This is a genomic window from Citrobacter sp. CK191 (assembly GCF_030333435.1).
Taxonomy (GTDB): Bacteria; Pseudomonadota; Gammaproteobacteria; order Enterobacterales; family Enterobacteriaceae; genus Citrobacter_B; species Citrobacter_B koseri.
Genome location: NZ_JAOWFX010000003.1, coordinates 143,704 through 158,962, shown reverse-complemented (window position 1 = coordinate 158,962; position 15,259 = coordinate 143,704). Strand labels below are relative to the sequence as shown.

General features: G+C 57.3%; 14 protein-coding genes. 9 read left to right on the top strand and 5 right to left on the bottom strand.

Features of this window, described 5'->3' with window-relative positions:
* The first annotated feature begins 99 nt into the window (after positions 1-99).
* Positions 100-1,236, top strand: coding sequence for an LPS O-antigen length regulator Wzz(fepE) (gene wzz(fepE) / locus OGV82_RS00780; RefSeq protein ID WP_071259795.1), 1,137 nt, complete (start codon positions 100-102; stop codon positions 1,234-1,236).
* A 72-nt stretch (positions 1,237-1,308) separates the two neighbouring features.
* Here wzz(fepE) and fepC read toward each other — a convergent pair whose 3' ends face one another.
* From fepC to fepD, 3 genes are read right to left on the bottom strand one after another with little or no spacing between them, the layout of a single operon-like run.
* A complete protein-coding gene (gene fepC / locus OGV82_RS00775; protein WP_047458235.1) occupies positions 1,309-2,106 on the bottom strand; it encodes an iron-enterobactin ABC transporter ATP-binding protein in 798 nt (265 codons plus the stop codon).
* Positions 2,103-3,095, bottom strand: a complete 993-nt coding sequence (gene fepG / locus OGV82_RS00770) for an iron-enterobactin ABC transporter permease (protein ID WP_012133400.1) — start codon at positions 3,093-3,095, stop codon at positions 2,103-2,105. The genes fepC and fepG overlap by 4 nt, the downstream gene beginning before the upstream one ends.
* On the bottom strand, positions 3,092-4,099 hold the full coding sequence (gene fepD / locus OGV82_RS00765) for a Fe(3+)-siderophore ABC transporter permease (protein WP_012133399.1): 1,008 nt from the start codon (positions 4,097-4,099) through the stop codon (positions 3,092-3,094). Before fepD ends, fepG begins: the two co-directional genes overlap by 4 nt.
* 111 nt (positions 4,100-4,210) lie before the next feature.
* Between fepD and entS the strand changes: the two genes are divergently transcribed.
* The gene (gene entS, locus OGV82_RS00760) at positions 4,211-5,458 is read left to right on the top strand and encodes an enterobactin transporter EntS (RefSeq protein ID WP_047458233.1); all 1,248 of its coding nucleotides are present in this window, start codon (positions 4,211-4,213) and stop codon (positions 5,456-5,458) included.
* Positions 5,459-5,501: 43 nt separating this feature from the next.
* On the opposite strand, the gene fepB is transcribed toward entS, so the two are convergent.
* A complete protein-coding gene (fepB, locus tag OGV82_RS00755; protein ID WP_047458230.1) occupies positions 5,502-6,458 on the bottom strand; it encodes a Fe2+-enterobactin ABC transporter substrate-binding protein in 957 nt (318 codons plus the stop codon).
* Positions 6,459-6,645: 187 nt separating this feature from the next.
* Here fepB and entC point away from each other — a divergent pair, with 187 nt between their 5' ends.
* The 7 genes from entC (at position 6,646) to OGV82_RS00720 (ending at position 14,022) form a co-directional block, all read left to right on the top strand.
* On the top strand, positions 6,646-7,821 hold the full coding sequence (gene entC / locus OGV82_RS00750) for an isochorismate synthase EntC (protein WP_060815865.1): 1,176 nt from the start codon (positions 6,646-6,648) through the stop codon (positions 7,819-7,821).
* 9 nt (positions 7,822-7,830) lie between these two features.
* Complete coding sequence (gene entE, locus OGV82_RS00745; RefSeq protein ID WP_047458223.1) at positions 7,831-9,441, top strand: (2,3-dihydroxybenzoyl)adenylate synthase EntE; 1,611 nt, start codon at positions 7,831-7,833, stop codon at positions 9,439-9,441.
* A gap of 13 nt (positions 9,442-9,454) precedes the next feature.
* Positions 9,455-10,312: an isochorismatase gene (locus tag OGV82_RS00740; RefSeq protein WP_047458220.1), complete on the top strand. Its 858-nt coding sequence runs from the start codon at positions 9,455-9,457 to the stop codon at positions 10,310-10,312.
* Positions 10,312-11,067, top strand: a complete 756-nt coding sequence (gene entA, locus OGV82_RS00735) for a 2,3-dihydro-2,3-dihydroxybenzoate dehydrogenase EntA (RefSeq protein WP_012133393.1) — start codon at positions 10,312-10,314, stop codon at positions 11,065-11,067. Before OGV82_RS00740 ends, entA begins: the two co-directional genes overlap by 1 nt.
* Positions 11,068-11,069: 2 nt before the next feature.
* A complete protein-coding gene (entH, locus tag OGV82_RS00730; RefSeq protein WP_012133392.1) occupies positions 11,070-11,483 on the top strand; it encodes a proofreading thioesterase EntH in 414 nt (137 codons plus the stop codon).
* Positions 11,484-11,658: 175 nt separating this feature from the next.
* Positions 11,659-13,764, top strand: a complete 2,106-nt coding sequence (gene cstA, locus OGV82_RS00725; protein WP_012133391.1) for a pyruvate/proton symporter CstA — start codon at positions 11,659-11,661, stop codon at positions 13,762-13,764.
* 60 nt (positions 13,765-13,824) lie between these two features.
* Positions 13,825-14,022 (top strand): YbdD/YjiX family protein, encoded by a 198-nt coding sequence (locus tag OGV82_RS00720; protein WP_012133390.1) that lies wholly within the window; start codon positions 13,825-13,827, stop codon positions 14,020-14,022.
* Positions 14,023-14,114: 92 nt separating this feature from the next.
* Here the strand turns inward: OGV82_RS00720 and OGV82_RS00715 are convergent, their stop codons facing one another.
* Positions 14,115-15,203 (bottom strand): oxidoreductase, encoded by a 1,089-nt coding sequence (locus OGV82_RS00715; RefSeq protein ID WP_047458216.1) that lies wholly within the window; start codon positions 15,201-15,203, stop codon positions 14,115-14,117.
* Positions 15,204-15,259: the final 56 nt, after the last annotated feature.

Genomic DNA, 15,259 nt, shown 5'->3' with positions numbered 1-15,259 from the left:
TGTGGAACAAACAAAGATCGTTTCGGATAATTCTGAGATGCTGTTAGAATATTAGAAAGGATGTTTTTATTCATTGGACTCAATGTCAGGTTACACAACATGTCATCACTCAATGTTAAGCAGGAAAAAGATTCGGAATTTACTGGCTATCCGTTAGCGCCGTCAAACAGTAATGAAATTGATTTGTTAAGCCTTGTTGATGTTTTATGGCGGGCGAAAAATCGCATTATTGCGACTGTTTTTGCGTTTGCGCTGGCAGGTATTCTGCTGTCCTTTATTCTGCCGCAGAAATGGACCAGTCGGGCGATTGTCACCCCGGCAGAGGCCGTACAGTGGCAGGCGCTGGAAAAAACGCTGACCACATTGCGTGTGCTGAACCTCGACATTAATTTGCAGCGAGACGCCGTCTTTACGCTTTTCATTAAGAAGTTCAGCTCAACATCGCTGCTGGATGAATATCTTCGCGCCTCCCCGTATGTGATGGATCAATTAAAAGGGGCGGATATTGATGAAATGGAACTGCATCGGGCGATTGTTGCGCTCAGTGAAAAGATGAACGCGGTGGATACCAACGCTGGTAAGAAAAACGAGACGTCGTTATTTACCTCGTGGACATTGAGTTTTACTGCGCCAACGAAAGAAGAGGCGCAGAAGGTGCTGGCCGGCTATATCCAGTATGTGTCGGACATCGTCGTGAAAGAGACGCTGGAGAATATTCGTAACCAGCTGGACACCAGAACGCATTTCGAGAAAGAAAAACTGGCGATGGACCGGGTGAGATTGCGCAACCAGCTTGATGCGAACATTCAGCGACTTAATTATTCCCTGGAGATTGCCAACGCCGCCGGGATTAAGAAGCCGGTCTACAGTAATGGTCAGGCGGTAAAAGACGACCCGGATTTCTCTATTTCTCTGGGCGCCGATGGTATTGCGCAAAAATTGCAAATTGAAAAGTCCGTCACGGACGTTGCGGAAATTAACGCTGAAATACGCAATCGCCAGTATTACGTAGAGCAACTGACCGCGATGAATATCAATGATGTGAAATTTATGCCGTTTAAATATCAGCTATCGCCTTCGCTGCCAGTGAAAAAAGACGGCCCGGGCAAAGCGTTGATCGTGATTCTGGCTGCGTTGTTGGGCGGTATGATCGCGTGCGGCGGTGTTCTGCTGCGTCATGCCATGCTGTCCCGTAAACTGGATGATGCGATTCAACTGGAAGAACGGTTAGTCTAAGCGCCATCCGGCAAATCGCCCGGTGGCGCTGTCGCTGACCGGGCCTGTATTGTTAACCCTCCGCCATTGAGATTACTTCGGGCGACCCAGCGGCACAACCAGCGGCGTTCCGGCGATCGGATCGTCGATGATCGTGCAACGTAATCCATAAATTTTCTCAATAAGATCCGCTGTCACAATCTCCTTTGGCGCTCCCTCTGCGACGATCTTGCCTTCACGTAACGCGATTAAATGCGTGGCGTACCGGCAGGCCTGGTTAAGGTCGTGCAGAACCGCAGCGAGGGTGTAACCTTTCTCGCGATTCAGCTCGCTCAACAGCTCCAGCAGATCGATCTGGTGGCTGATATCCAGCCAGGTCGTCGGTTCATCCAGCAACATGATGGACGTTTCCTGCGCCAGCACCATGGCTATCCATGCTCGCTGCCGCTGCCCGCCTGAAAGCGTGTCCACGCTTTGCGTCGCCAGGTGGGTAATCCCCGTGGCGCGCATCGCACCGGCGACGGCGTCTTCGTCTTCTTTGCGCCAGCGGGTAAACAAAGGCTGATGCGGATAGCGGCCCCGGGCAACCAGCTCCTGTACGGTGATATCGCCCGGCGTGGTGGCGTTTTGCGCCAGCAGGCCGATTCGTCGCGCCACCTCTTTACTGGCGTAGTGCTGAATATGCTCGCCGTCGAGCCAGACGTGGCCATGTACGGGTGACATCAGACGGCTTAGCGTACGCAATAACGTTGATTTGCCGCAGCCATTCGGCCCAATAATGGCAGTGAAGTGACCATCCGGGATAGAAACATTCAGATTCTCCGCGACGGTATACTTGCCATAACCCAGCGTTAACTGGTCGCCACGCAAACGGGCTACTGATTCGGTCATTTTTTGCGGGACTCCTGAATTAACAAGACGATAAGGTAAATACCGCCGAGGCTTACGGTGACAACGCCTACCGGAAGCTGGTAAGGCATAAACAGTTGTTGGGCGCACAGGTCGGCGGCCAGCAGCAATAGCGCGCCGCACAATGCGGACTGGGTTAACCCCCAGCGTGCCGTGCCGCTAAGGCGCCGCGCGATGTGCGGCGCAACCAGCGCAATGAAAGAGATCGGGCCTGCGAGCGCCGTCGCGGCGGCGGTCAGCACCACGGCGACCAGCATCATCATTAGCCGGGAACGTTCAACGCTGACGCCAAGCGCGCAGGCGCTGTCATCACCCATTTCCAGCAAGCGCAGACGGCGTACCAGCAATGCGGCACACGCCAGCATCAGAACGATCAGCGGTGCCGAGGGCCACGTTTTGGCCCAGGTCAGTCCGTTGAGCGACCCGGCGTTCCACAATCCGGCGGAGAGGGCTGTTTCTAACGACGCCTGCAACAGCAGCCAGGTGTTGAACGCCACCAGCATGGCGCGCACGCCGATGCCGATAATAATCAGCCGGAAGGTCTCAATGCCGTTGCGCCAGGCAAGCAGCCAGACGATCAGCGAGGTGAGAATCCCACCAGCCATTGCCGCCATCGCGATCGCCGTCAGGTTCTGGCCAAACAGCACCATTGCCACCAGCACGCCGCTCCAGGCCCCGGTGTTAAAACCCATTACGTCCGGGCTACCCAGCGGGTTGCGCATCAACGACTGAAAAATTGCGCCGCTGACGCCCAACGCGGCGCCAATCAGCAGCGCCATCAGCACGCGAGGCAGACGCCATTCGGTCACCACCAGGGTAATGCTGCGCGGGGCGTCTCCCAGCAACGCATTGATGATTTGCGAGACTTCCAGCGTAACGGCGCCGCTGCGCAGGCTCCACAAGCCGACAGCGATACAGCCGAGCACCAGCAACAGACAGCTTATGATCAGGCGGCGGGAAAGGTGCATCATACGGCACCTCCGCGCTGCTTGCGCCGCACGAGGAAAATAAGCACTGGCGCGCCGAGAAAGGCGCTGACAACCGAAACGCGCAATTCACCGGGAACGATGAGTCGCCCGATAATATCGGCAAACAGCAGCAGGGTCGGGGTCGCCAGCAACGTGACCGGCAGCGACCAGCGGTGATCCGCCCCCACCAGCCAGCGGGCCATGTGCGGCATCATCAGACCGATAAACGCGATAGGGCCAACAACCGCCGTCGCGCTGCCGCATAACACGGTAATCACCAGCAGGCCGATGAGCTGGGTACGCGCCACTTTGCTGCCCAGCGCGGTGGCAGTATCGCTACCGAGACTCAGGCTGTTCAGCGCGCGGCTGAGAAACAGCGCGGTAGCACCGGCAATCAGCACCGGCACGACAATAACCTTGAGCGTTTGCAGACTGCGAATGTCCAGCGAGCCGGCCTGCCAGAAACGGAGCTGATCGTACACATCCGGGTTCAGCAACGCGATACCGTTGGAAAGCCCCTCCAGCACTGCGCCGAGCGCGACACCCGCCAGCGTGAGGCGAACCGGGCTTAACTGCCCGGCGCCCTGACTGCCGGTAAAGGCGACAATCAGCGAGGCGACCAGCGCCCCGGCAAACGCCATCAGCAACTGTTCCTGCGGAGAGGAAAAACCAAATAGCGCCGCGCCGAGTACGATCGCGAAACTGGCGCCGGAATTGACGCCGAGAATGCCCGGGTCGGCAAGCGGGTTGCGGGTGAGCGTTTGCATTAACGCCCCGGCGAGCCCCAGTGCGCCGCCAGCCAACAGGCCAGCCAGCGTGCGCGGCAATCGCGCATCCAGCACGATGGTGCAGTCAGCGCTTTGGCAGGTGCCGGTAATTGCTTCAAGTACGACGGACGCAGGCAGTGATTTTGCGCCGATAGCCAGACTTAATGCCGTGGCGAGAATAAGTAATAACAACAAGCCGGGCACGGCGATGGCGCGTGCCACGGAAACAGAGCATGACATATCAACTTCCCTGATAATGATAGTAATTATCGTTATCGATCTTATTCGGTTATGTTAGCATGTGCAGCCATTGAATGGATATTTAAAAAAAGTTCGCATTAAGGCGTTGTAATGAATCGACAATCCTGGCTGCTGAATCTCAGCCTGTTGAAGACGCACCCTGCATTTCGCGCTGTCTTCCTCGCCCGTTTTATCTCTATTGTCTCGCTGGGCCTGCTGGGCGTAGCGGTGCCGGTACAGATCCAGATGATGACCCACTCGACGTGGCAGGTTGGTCTGTCGGTGACGCTGACCGGCAGCGCGATGTTTGTTGGCCTGATGGTCGGCGGCGTGCTGGCGGATCGTTATGAACGTAAAAAGGTGATCCTGCTGGCGCGCGGCACCTGCGGTATTGGCTTTATTGGCCTGTGTCTGAACGCGCTGTTGCCGGAACCTTCGCTGCTGGCAATCTATCTGCTCGGTCTGTGGGATGGCTTTTTTGCCTCGCTGGGGGTCACGGCGCTACTGGCGGCGACGCCTGCGCTGGTAGGGCGAGAAAACCTTATGCAGGCCGGGGCGATTACGATGCTGACGGTACGTCTGGGATCGGTGATTTCACCGATGCTGGGCGGCGTATTGCTGGCTACCGGCGGCGTGGCCTGGAACTACGGTCTGGCGGCGGCAGGAACATTTATCACGCTGCTGCCGTTGCTGAGCCTTCCGGCGCTCCCGCCGCCGCCGCAACCGCGTGAGCATCCGTTGAAATCGCTGTTGGCGGCGTTCCGTTTCTTGCTCTCCAGCCCGCTCATTGGCGGCATTGCGTTGCTTGGCGGACTCTTGACGATGGCAAGCGCGGTGCGCGTGCTTTATCCGGCGCTGGCGATTAACTGGCACATGTCCGCCGCGCAAATTGGTTTACTTTATGCCGCTATCCCATTGGGGGCGGCTGTTGGCGCGTTAACCAGCGGGCAACTGGCGCACAGCGTTCGCCCTGGATTGTTGATGCTGGTTTCCACCGTAGGGTCGTTCCTGGCTATTGGGTTGTTTGGGCTGATGCCTGTCTGGCTGCTCGGGGTGATCTGTCTGGCGCTGTTTGGCTGGCTCAGCGCGATTAGCTCGTTACTGCAATACACCCTGTTGCAGACGCAAACGCCGGAAGCCATGCTCGGGCGAATCAACGGCCTGTGGACGGCGCAAAACGTGACCGGCGACGCCATAGGCGCAGCGCTGTTGGGCGGGCTGGGCGCCATGATGACGCCGGTTGCGTCAGCGAGCGTGAGCGGGTTTGGGTTGGTGATCGTTGGGTTGTTGTTAATGCTGCTACTGGGCGAGTTGCGTCGTTTTCGCCAGCCGCCGGTGCCAGATGGTGCACCGCTTTAAAATGCAGGCCGGACAGGGCATTGGCCGCTATCCGGCAAGTAAGTTAAAACAGCGCGGCGAGACGGTTAAGCAGTAACGTTGCGCTGTAGTAGTCCAGACGGAACGTTTCGGTGCCCAGCGCATAAACGCGCTTGTTTTGCACGGCAGGCAGGTGAGCAAGCAGTGGGTTGGCGTAAATAGCGTCGGCATCTTTGCTGTCACCGGCAAACAGGAACAGCGCTTCGCCGTTCAGACCTGCCGCCAGGTTTTCCCCGCCAAGCTGGATGATGTCATGACGTTTGCCCTGGCTTTTACTGGTTTGCAGTCCGGCAGGGAGGGGCGCCAGCGTAAAGCCTAACTGCTCCATCAGCTTGCCCTGGGCTGAATCCTGCGTCCACAGGTTGGCGCTATGTGCGGCAGCGGTGTAGACCAGCGCGCTGACCGGTTGCGGCGGTAATGTGAGCTGTTGTTTAACGGTCGCCAGTTGTTTATCAAATTCCGCGATGCGCACAGCGGCCTGTTTTTCCTGGCCGGTGATCTCGCCCAGTTGCGTCAGCAGAGACTGCCAGCTTTTATCGTCGTAATTGATGATAAGCGTAGGGGCAATAGTAGAAAGCTGATCGTACAGCGCCAGCGCAGAGTCGCCGCCGGTTGCGCTAATCAGAATAAGGTCCGGCATTTGTGCGGCAACGGCTTCAGCGCTTGGTTCGCCGATGTACAGGCGCGCCAGCTTGCGCGCTTTCGCAACGTCGCTCCATTGACGCAGAAATCCCCGATCGTCGGCAAAGCGGTTGTTAGGGGTGGTCGCTCCGCTGGCGACAACGGGAGCATCAATCGCCAGCAGCGAGCCCGTCAGGGTCACGCTGGTAGAGACGATACGTTCAGGTTTATGGTCCAGCGTATGCGTGCCGCGGCTGTCGGTGATTTGGCGCGGCCAGTCAGCGGCATGACCTAAAGAAATTCCTGAAATGAAAAGCCCAACCAGTATCAGGGATGTTCTGCAAAGCAGGGGAAGTCTCACGAATCAGCGTCCTGTTATTAATGGAGTTAATGCTTCTCATTTTCATTGTTAGCGTGAAGGGATGCAAGTCTAAGTCGCACATTGTGCTACCCCAAGAGTTGACATGCTGTCTGTTTACTTTTAGGTTAGCGCCCGAAAATATAAATGATAATCATTATTAAAGCCTTTATCATTTTTGGAGGATGATATGGATACGTCACTGGCCGAGGAAGTTCAGCAGAAAATGGCAACGCTCACCCCCGATCGCTTTTTCTTTATGTCGCCGTATCGCAGCTTTACGACGTCAGGATGCTTCGCCCGTTTCGCTGAACCAGCGGTTGACGGGGATTCGTTAGACAGCCCCTTCCAACAAAAATTACAGCAAGCCTTTGCCGACGCCAGAGCGCAGGGTATCGCAAATCCTGTTATGGTCGGCGCTATCCCCTTCGATACCCGCCAGCCATCCTCGCTGTTCATTCCTGAGTCCTGGCAGACTTTCTCCCGACCGGCAAAGCAACAATCCTCGCGTTACTTTACCGGGCATCAGGCACTGAATGTTGTTGATCGTAAAAGTATCCCTGAACAGGAAACGTTTGAAGCGATGGTGGCGCGCGCGGCAGCGCTAACAGCGACGCCTGAAGTTGACAAAGTGGTTCTGTCACGCCTGATTGATATTACGACCGATGCCACCATTGACAGCGGCGCGCTGCTGGAGCGGCTGGTTGCGCAGAACCCGGTGAGTTACAACTTCCATGTGCCTCTGGAGGATGGCGGCGTGCTGCTTGGCGCCAGCCCGGAATTACTGCTGCGTAAAGAGGGCGAGCGCTTTAGTTCGCTGCCGTTGGCCGGGTCGGCGCGTCGCCAGCCTGATGATGTGCTGGATCGTGAAGCGGGCAACCGACTGCTGGCTTCTGAAAAAGACAGACACGAACATGAGTTGGTCACTCAGGCCATGAAGACGGTGCTGCGCGACCGCAGCAGTGAATTACAACTGCCTGCATCTCCACAATTGATCACCACCCCGACGTTATGGCATCTCGGTACGCCGTTCGAAGGTAAGGCGAATGCGGAAGAAAATGCCCTGACGCTGGCGTGTCTGCTGCATCCGACGCCTGCGTTGAGTGGTTTCCCGCATCAGGTGGCGAAAAAATTAATTGCTGAACTGGAGCCGTTCGATCGTGAACTGTTCGGCGGCATCGTCGGCTGGTGTGACGCCGAAGGAAACGGCGAGTGGGTCGTGACGATTCGTTGCGCGAAGCTGCGACAAAACCAGGTTCGCCTGTTCGCGGGCGCCGGGATTGTGCCTGCTTCGTCTCCGGTCGCGGAGTGGCGCGAGACCGGCGTTAAGCTTTCTACCATGTTGAACGTTTTTGGACTGCATTAAGGAGCGATGATGACCATTCCTTTCACCCGTTGGCCGGAGGAGTTTGCCCGCCGCTATCGTGAAAAAGGGTACTGGCAGGATCTGCCGCTGACCGATATTTTAACCCGCCACGCAGACAGCGATAAAACGGCGGTGATTGATGGCGATCGATACCTGAGCTATCGCGAACTGAACCAGGCGGCGGATAATCTGGCCTGTAGCCTGCGCCGTCAGGGGATCAAACCCGGCGAAACCGCGCTGGTGCAACTGGGCAACGTGGCGGAGCTGTATATCACTTTCTTTGCCCTGCTGAAGCTTGGCGTCGCACCGGTTCTGGCGCTGTTCAGCCATCAACGGACGGAACTTAACGCTTACGCGAAGCAAATTGAACCGGCGCTGGTGATTGCTGACCGCCAGCACGCGCTGTTCACCGGGGACGATTTCCTCAATACGTTTATTGCCGAACACAATTCCGTGCGTGTGGTGCTGTTGCTCAACGATGCGGGTGAACACAACCTGCAAACGGCGATTGACCAGCCTGCGGTTGATTTTACCGCCACGCCATCACCTGCCGATGAGGTGGCTTATTTCCAGCTTTCCGGCGGTACAACCGGAACGCCGAAGCTGATCCCGCGCACCCATAATGATTATTACTACAGCGTGCGCCGCAGCAATGAAATTTGCCACTTTACCGAAGCCACGCGTTTCTTATGCGCGATTCCGGCTGCGCATAACTACGCCATGAGTTCGCCGGGATCGCTGGGCGTCTTTCTGGCCCAGGGAACGGTGGTGCTGGCGGCTGACCCGAGCGCTACGCTCTGTTTCCCGTTAATTGAAAAGCATCAGATTAATTCAACGGCGCTGGTGCCGCCTGCGGTGAGCCTGTGGTTGCAGGCGATTCAGGAGTGGGGCAGCAACGCGCAACTGGCCTCGTTGAAACTGTTGCAGGTAGGCGGCGCGCGGCTTTCAGCGACGCTTGCCGCGCGTATTCCGGCGGAAATCGGCTGTCAGTTGCAGCAGGTATTCGGCATGGCGGAAGGACTGGTGAATTACACCCGTCTGGACGACAGCCCGGAGCGCATCATCAATACTCAGGGTTGCCCGATGTGCCCGGACGACGAGGTCTGGGTGGCTGACGCTGACGGCAATCCGCTGCCGCAGGGGGAAACGGGACGCCTGATGACGCGCGGGCCGTACACGTTTCGCGGCTATTTTAAAAGCCCGGAGCATAACGCCAGCGCGTTTGATGCCAACGGCTTTTACTGCTCCGGCGATCTGATCTCCATTGATCCAGATGGCTATATCACCGTGCAGGGACGTGAAAAAGATCAGATCAATCGCGGCGGGGAGAAGATCGCCGCTGAAGAGATTGAAAACCTGTTACTGCGCCACCCGGTCGTAATCCATGCCGCGCTGGTCAGCATGGAAGATGAGCTGATGGGGGAAAAAAGCTGCGCCTGGCTGGTGGTGAAAGAGCCGCTGCGCGCGGTACAGGTACGCCGCTTCCTGCGTGAGCAGGGGGTCGCCGAATTCAAATTGCCGGATCGCGTGGAGTGCGTCGAGGCGTTGCCTCTGACCCCGGTCGGTAAAGTCGATAAAAAACAATTACGTCAGTGGCTGGCGTCACGTTCACTGACCTGAAGGAGAAAGAGAGATGGCAATTCCGAAATTGCAGGCGTACGCGCTGCCTGGCGCGCTCGATATTCCGCCCAATAAAGTGAACTGGGCCTTTGAACCTGAACGCGCTGCGCTGTTGATCCACGATATGCAGGATTATTTTGTCAGCTTCTGGGGCGACAACTGCCCAATGATGGAACAGGTGATCGCGAATATCGCCGCCCTGCGTCAGTACTGCAAAGAGCACAACATTCCGGTCTATTACACCGCTCAGCCGAAAGATCAGAGCGATGAAGATCGTGCCCTGTTGAACGATATGTGGGGGCCGGGCCTGACGCGTTCTCCCGAGCAGCAAAAGATTGTCGATGCGCTGGCGCCGGACGAGGCGGACACCGTGCTGGTGAAATGGCGTTACAGCGCGTTTCACCGTTCGCCGTTGGAGCAGATGTTAAAAGAAACCGGGCGTAATCAGCTGATTATCACGGGTGTGTATGCGCACATTGGCTGTATGACCACGGCGACCGACGCTTTCATGCGCGATATCAAGCCGTTTATGGTGGCGGATGCGCTGGCCGATTTCAGCCGTGAAGAACATGTGATGTCGCTTAACTATGTTGCTGGTCGCTCCGGTCGCGTGGTGATGACGCAGGAACTGCTGCCGACGCCGGTTCCGGCGAGCAAAGCAGAGTTGCGGGCGCTGATCCTGCCGCTGCTGGATGAATCCGACGAGCCGCTGGATGATGAAAACCTGATTGATTACGGGCTGGACTCTGTACGTATGATGGCGCTGGCGGCTCGCTGGCGTAAAGTGCATGGCGATATCGACTTCGTGATGCTGGCGAAAAACCCGACGATCGATGCCTGGTGGACGCTGCTTTCCCGTGAGGTGAAGTGATGGCCGGATTGGATTTTAACGGCAAAACCGTCTGGGTGACCGGTGCGGGAAAAGGGATTGGTTATACCACGGCGTTGGCGTTTGTTGCGGCTGGCGCGCAGGTGACGGGATTCGATCGCGAGTTCACGCAGGATGCATATCCATTTGCGACCGAAGTGCTGGATGTCGCAGACGCCGCGCAGGTCGCGCAGGTTTGCCAGCGCGTGCTGGCGCAAACCGAACGGCTGGATGTGCTGGTGAATGCCGCCGGGATTTTACGGATGGGGGCGACCGATGCGCTAAGCGCCGAGGACTGGCAGCAGACGTTCGCCGTCAACGTCGGCGGCGCGTTTAACCTCTTCCAGCAGACGATGGCGCAATTTCGTCAGCAGCAGGGCGGGGCGATTGTTACCGTCGCGTCTGATGCGGCGCACACGCCGCGCATTGGCATGAGCGCCTATGGCGCGTCCAAAGCGGCGCTGAAAAGCCTGGCGCTGACCGTTGGGCTGGAGCTGGCGGGCAGCGGCGTTCGCTGTAACGTCGTCTCTCCGGGGTCTACCGATACCGATATGCAGCGCACGCTGTGGGTGAGCGATGATGCGGAGCAACAGCGTATTCGTGGCTTTGGCGAGCAGTTTAAGCTTGGCATTCCGCTGGGTAAAATCGCGCGTCCGCAGGAAATCGCGAATACCATTTTATTCCTCGCGTCCGATCTGGCCAGCCACATTACGCTACAGGACATTGTGGTTGACGGCGGCTCAACCCTGGGAGCGTAACGATGATCTGGAAACGCCATTTAACGCTTGATGAGCTGAACGCCACCAGTCTGAACACGATGGTGGCGCATCTGGCGATCGTCTATACCCGTCTGGGCGATGACGTGCTGGAGGCGGAAATGCCCGTCGATGCGCGAACGCATCAGCCTTTCGGCTTGTTACACGGCGGCGCTTCGGCGGCGCTGGCGGAGACCCTGGGGTCAATGGCCGGGTATCTGATGACCCGTGACGGCCAGTGCGTGGTGGGAACCGAGCTGAATGCCACGCATCATCGCGCCGTGTCGCAGGGGAAGGTGCGCGGCGTTTGCCAGCCGCTGCATCTGGGCCGGCAAAGCCAGAGCTGGGAAATTGTGATTTTTGACGAACAGGGACGACGTTGCTGTACCTGCCGCCTGGGGACGGCGGTGATGGGCTAGGCCCAACAAAATGCAATGATGTTGCAGCGTTGACCGGCCAATGAAGTGATCCAGTTAACAATGCAATGTAAATAATCAGTTTTATAGCGTTGTCAGGTTGTTAAAACCAGCAGAGGTGTTATAGAAACAAAATGTAACATCTCTCTGGAACACAACACGCAAACGGACAACAACTATGAACAAATCAGGGAAATACCTCGTCTGGACATTGCTCTCCGTTATGGGAGCATTTGCCCTGGGATATATTGCGTTAAACCGTGGGGAACAGATCAACGCGCTATGGATCGTCGTGGCGTCAGTTTGTGTCTACCTCATTGCCTACCGTTTTTATGGTCTGTATATCGCCAAAAATGTGCTGGCGGTTGACCCGACGCGCATGACGCCTGCGGTGCGTCATAACGATGGTCTGGACTACGTACCTACCGATAAGAAAGTGCTGTTCGGTCACCATTTTGCGGCGATTGCCGGGGCAGGGCCGTTGGTTGGGCCGGTGCTGGCGGCGCAGATGGGGTATCTGCCCGGTATGATCTGGCTGCTTGCCGGGGTTGTGCTGGCAGGCGCGGTGCAGGACTTTATGGTGCTGTTTGTTTCTACCCGTCGTGACGGTCGTTCGCTGGGTGAACTGGTTAAAGAAGAGATGGGCCCAACGGCTGGTGTGATCGCGCTGGTGGCCTGTTTCATGATCATGGTGATTATCCTTGCGGTACTGGCGATGATCGTCGTGAAAGCCCTGACCCACAGCCCGTGGGGGACGTACACCGTTGCGTTCACCATTCCGTTGGCCATTTTTATGGGCGTCTACCTGCGTTACCTGCGTCCGGGACGTATTGGCGAGGTGTCTGTTATTGGTCTGGTGTTCCTTGTCTTTGCCATCATCTCCGGTGGTTGGGTGGCGGAAAGTCCAACCTGGGCGCCGTATTTTGACTTTACCGGCGTACAGTTAACCTGGATGCTGGTGGGCTACGGCTTTGTGGCGGCGGTTCTGCCGGTATGGCTGCTGCTGGCGCCGCGTGATTACCTCTCAACCTTCCTGAAGATTGGTACGATTGTCGGTCTGGCCGTCGGCATTCTGATTATGCGTCCGACGCTGACGATGCCTGCGCTGACCAAATTTGTGGATGGCACCGGCCCGGTGTGGACCGGTAACCTGTTCCCGTTCTTGTTCATCACCATTGCCTGTGGCGCGGTGTCTGGCTTCCATGCGCTGATCTCTTCCGGCACCACGCCAAAGATGCTGGCGAACGAAGGGCAGGCCTGCTTTATCGGCTACGGCGGGATGTTGATGGAATCCTTTGTGGCGATTATGGCGCTGGTTTCCGCATGTATCATCGATCCGGGCGTTTACTTCGCCATGAACAGCCCAATGGCCGTACTGGCGCCAGCCGGAACCGCTGATGTGGTTGCTTCTGCTGCGCAGGTGGTCAGTAGCTGGGGCTTTGCGATTACGCCTGATACGCTACATCAGATTGCCAACGAAGTGGGCGAACAATCCATTATTTCTCGTGCCGGTGGCGCGCCAACGCTGGCGGTGGGGATGGCTTACATCCTGCACGGGGCGCTGGGCGGTATGATGGATGTGGCGTTCTGGTATCACTTCGCGATTCTGTTTGAAGCCCTGTTCATTCTGACGGCGGTTGATGCCGGTACGCGTGCGGCGCGCTTTATGTTGCAGGATCTGCTGGGCGTGGTCTCTCCGGGTCTGAAACGTACGGATTCACTGCCTGCGAACCTGTTAGCGACGGCGCTGTGCGTGCTGGCGTGGGGATACTTCCTGCACCAGGGCGTGGTGGACCCGTTAGGAGGGATCAACACCCTGTGGCCGCTGTTTGGTATCGCGAACCAGATGCTGGCGGGTATGGCGCTGATGCTCTGCGCGGTTGTACTGTTCAAGATGAAACGTCAGCGTTACGCATGGGTGGCGCTGGTGCCTACCGCCTGGCTGCTGATCTGTACGCTGACCGCAGGCTGGCAGAAAGCGTTTAGCCCGGATACCAAAATTGGTTTCCTGGCGATCGCCAATAAATTCCAGGCGATGATCGACAGTGGCGATATTCCTGCGCAGTACACGCAGTCTCAGCTGGCGCAGCTGGTGTTCAACAACCGTCTGGATGCCGGTCTGACCATCTTCTTCATGGTTGTGGTGGTGGTTCTGGCCCTGTTCTCAATCAAAACTGCGCTGGCTGCGCTGAAAGAGGACAAACCGACGGCGAAAGAAACGCCGTATGAAGCCATGCCGGAAAACGTTGAAGAGATTGTGGCGCAGGCGAAAGGCGCGCACTGATTTTTAAATAAGCGGCCCTCTTCTTAACGGGAGAGGGCATTTGCGTCACAGGTGGTAACGATGTTTGATACGCTTTCTAAGGCCGGGAAATATCTGGGTCAGGCGGCAAAACTGATGATTGGCGTGCCGGACTATGACAACTACGTTGAGCATATGCGCGTGACGCACCCGGATCAGACGCCAATGACTTACGAAGAATTTTTTCGTGAGCGGCAGGATGCGCGTTATGGCGGGAAAGGCGGCGCACGTTGCTGCTGATGTTTTGTGTTGCCCGGTGGCGCTACGCTTACCGGGCCTACGGGGTATTTTACAGGCCGGGTAAGGCGTAGCCGCCATCCGGCAAGCCGCCGCTAAACCGTAAACGACTCTACCTTTTCAAACGCGGCGCGTAATGTGGCTGGCGTTAACGTCACCGGCAGAAAGTGGATGGATTCAACCGGGCGCAGGGTGTGGGCAATCACGTTATCAATCTCCGCCTGGTTCTGGATATCGACATCCAGCGCCGCCAGCGTGGTGGGCAGACTAAAGCGCTGATAAGCGGCGATAAGCTGCGCCAGTACCTCATCCTGACCCAGCAATGCGCTTTGTACCAGAATTCCATAAGCCACTTTGGTGCCGTGCAGAAACTTCTCGGTTTGCGGCAATACGGTGAGCCCATTATGGACGGCGTGTGCCGCCGCCACACGGGTATAACGCTCGCCAAGACCGCCGACCATGCCGCCCCCGGCAATAATCGCATCCACCACATCGCGAAATGCCTGGGTGAGTTCTCCACGCTCTTTGTCCGCCAGCGCCTGTTCGCTGCTCTCCAGTAGCACATCACGGATCGCCAGCGCGCCGTTAATGCCCAGACGCACGGTAAGCGGTAAGGTTTCTGGCTGTGGCGCTAATACAACGGCTTCGTACCATTTTGCCAGCGTGTCGCCGATGCCGGCCAGCAGATAGGCCTCTGGCGCGCGGAGAATGATTTCCGGTTCTACCAGCACCAGATAATTGGCGTCGTCAAAAATTTCAAAGTGCAGTGCCTGACCAGCATCGTTGTACCAGACCGACAGCGGTGTCCAGGCCGCGCAGGTGGCCGCGATAGTCGGGATCGCCACGAAGGGGAGTTGTAGCCGACGGGCAAGGGCTTTGGCGGTATCAAGCAGCGTGCCGCCGCCGATACCGATCACTACGCGGCGGTCGTCGCCTGCTTTCGCGGCTAGTTGTTTCACATCGCTTTCGCTGCAATGGCCGGTAAACGGCAGGTGTCTGGCTCCCGGAAGATCAAACGCATCCGGCAGGTAAGGGCGGGCGGCGGCAATCGCACGTTCGCCATACACCCATACTGCGGCGGAGAGTTGCCCGGCGCTGAAAAAATCCTTCAGTCGGGAGAGGCTGCCGGTATGGGAAAAGTAGTTAGCCGGGCCGGTAACGACGCGGATGTCAGTGTTACTCATGGTGTGTTGTCCTTGTGGCTGCGCTGTCCGGGAGTTGTTTTTATTTAGACGTCTAA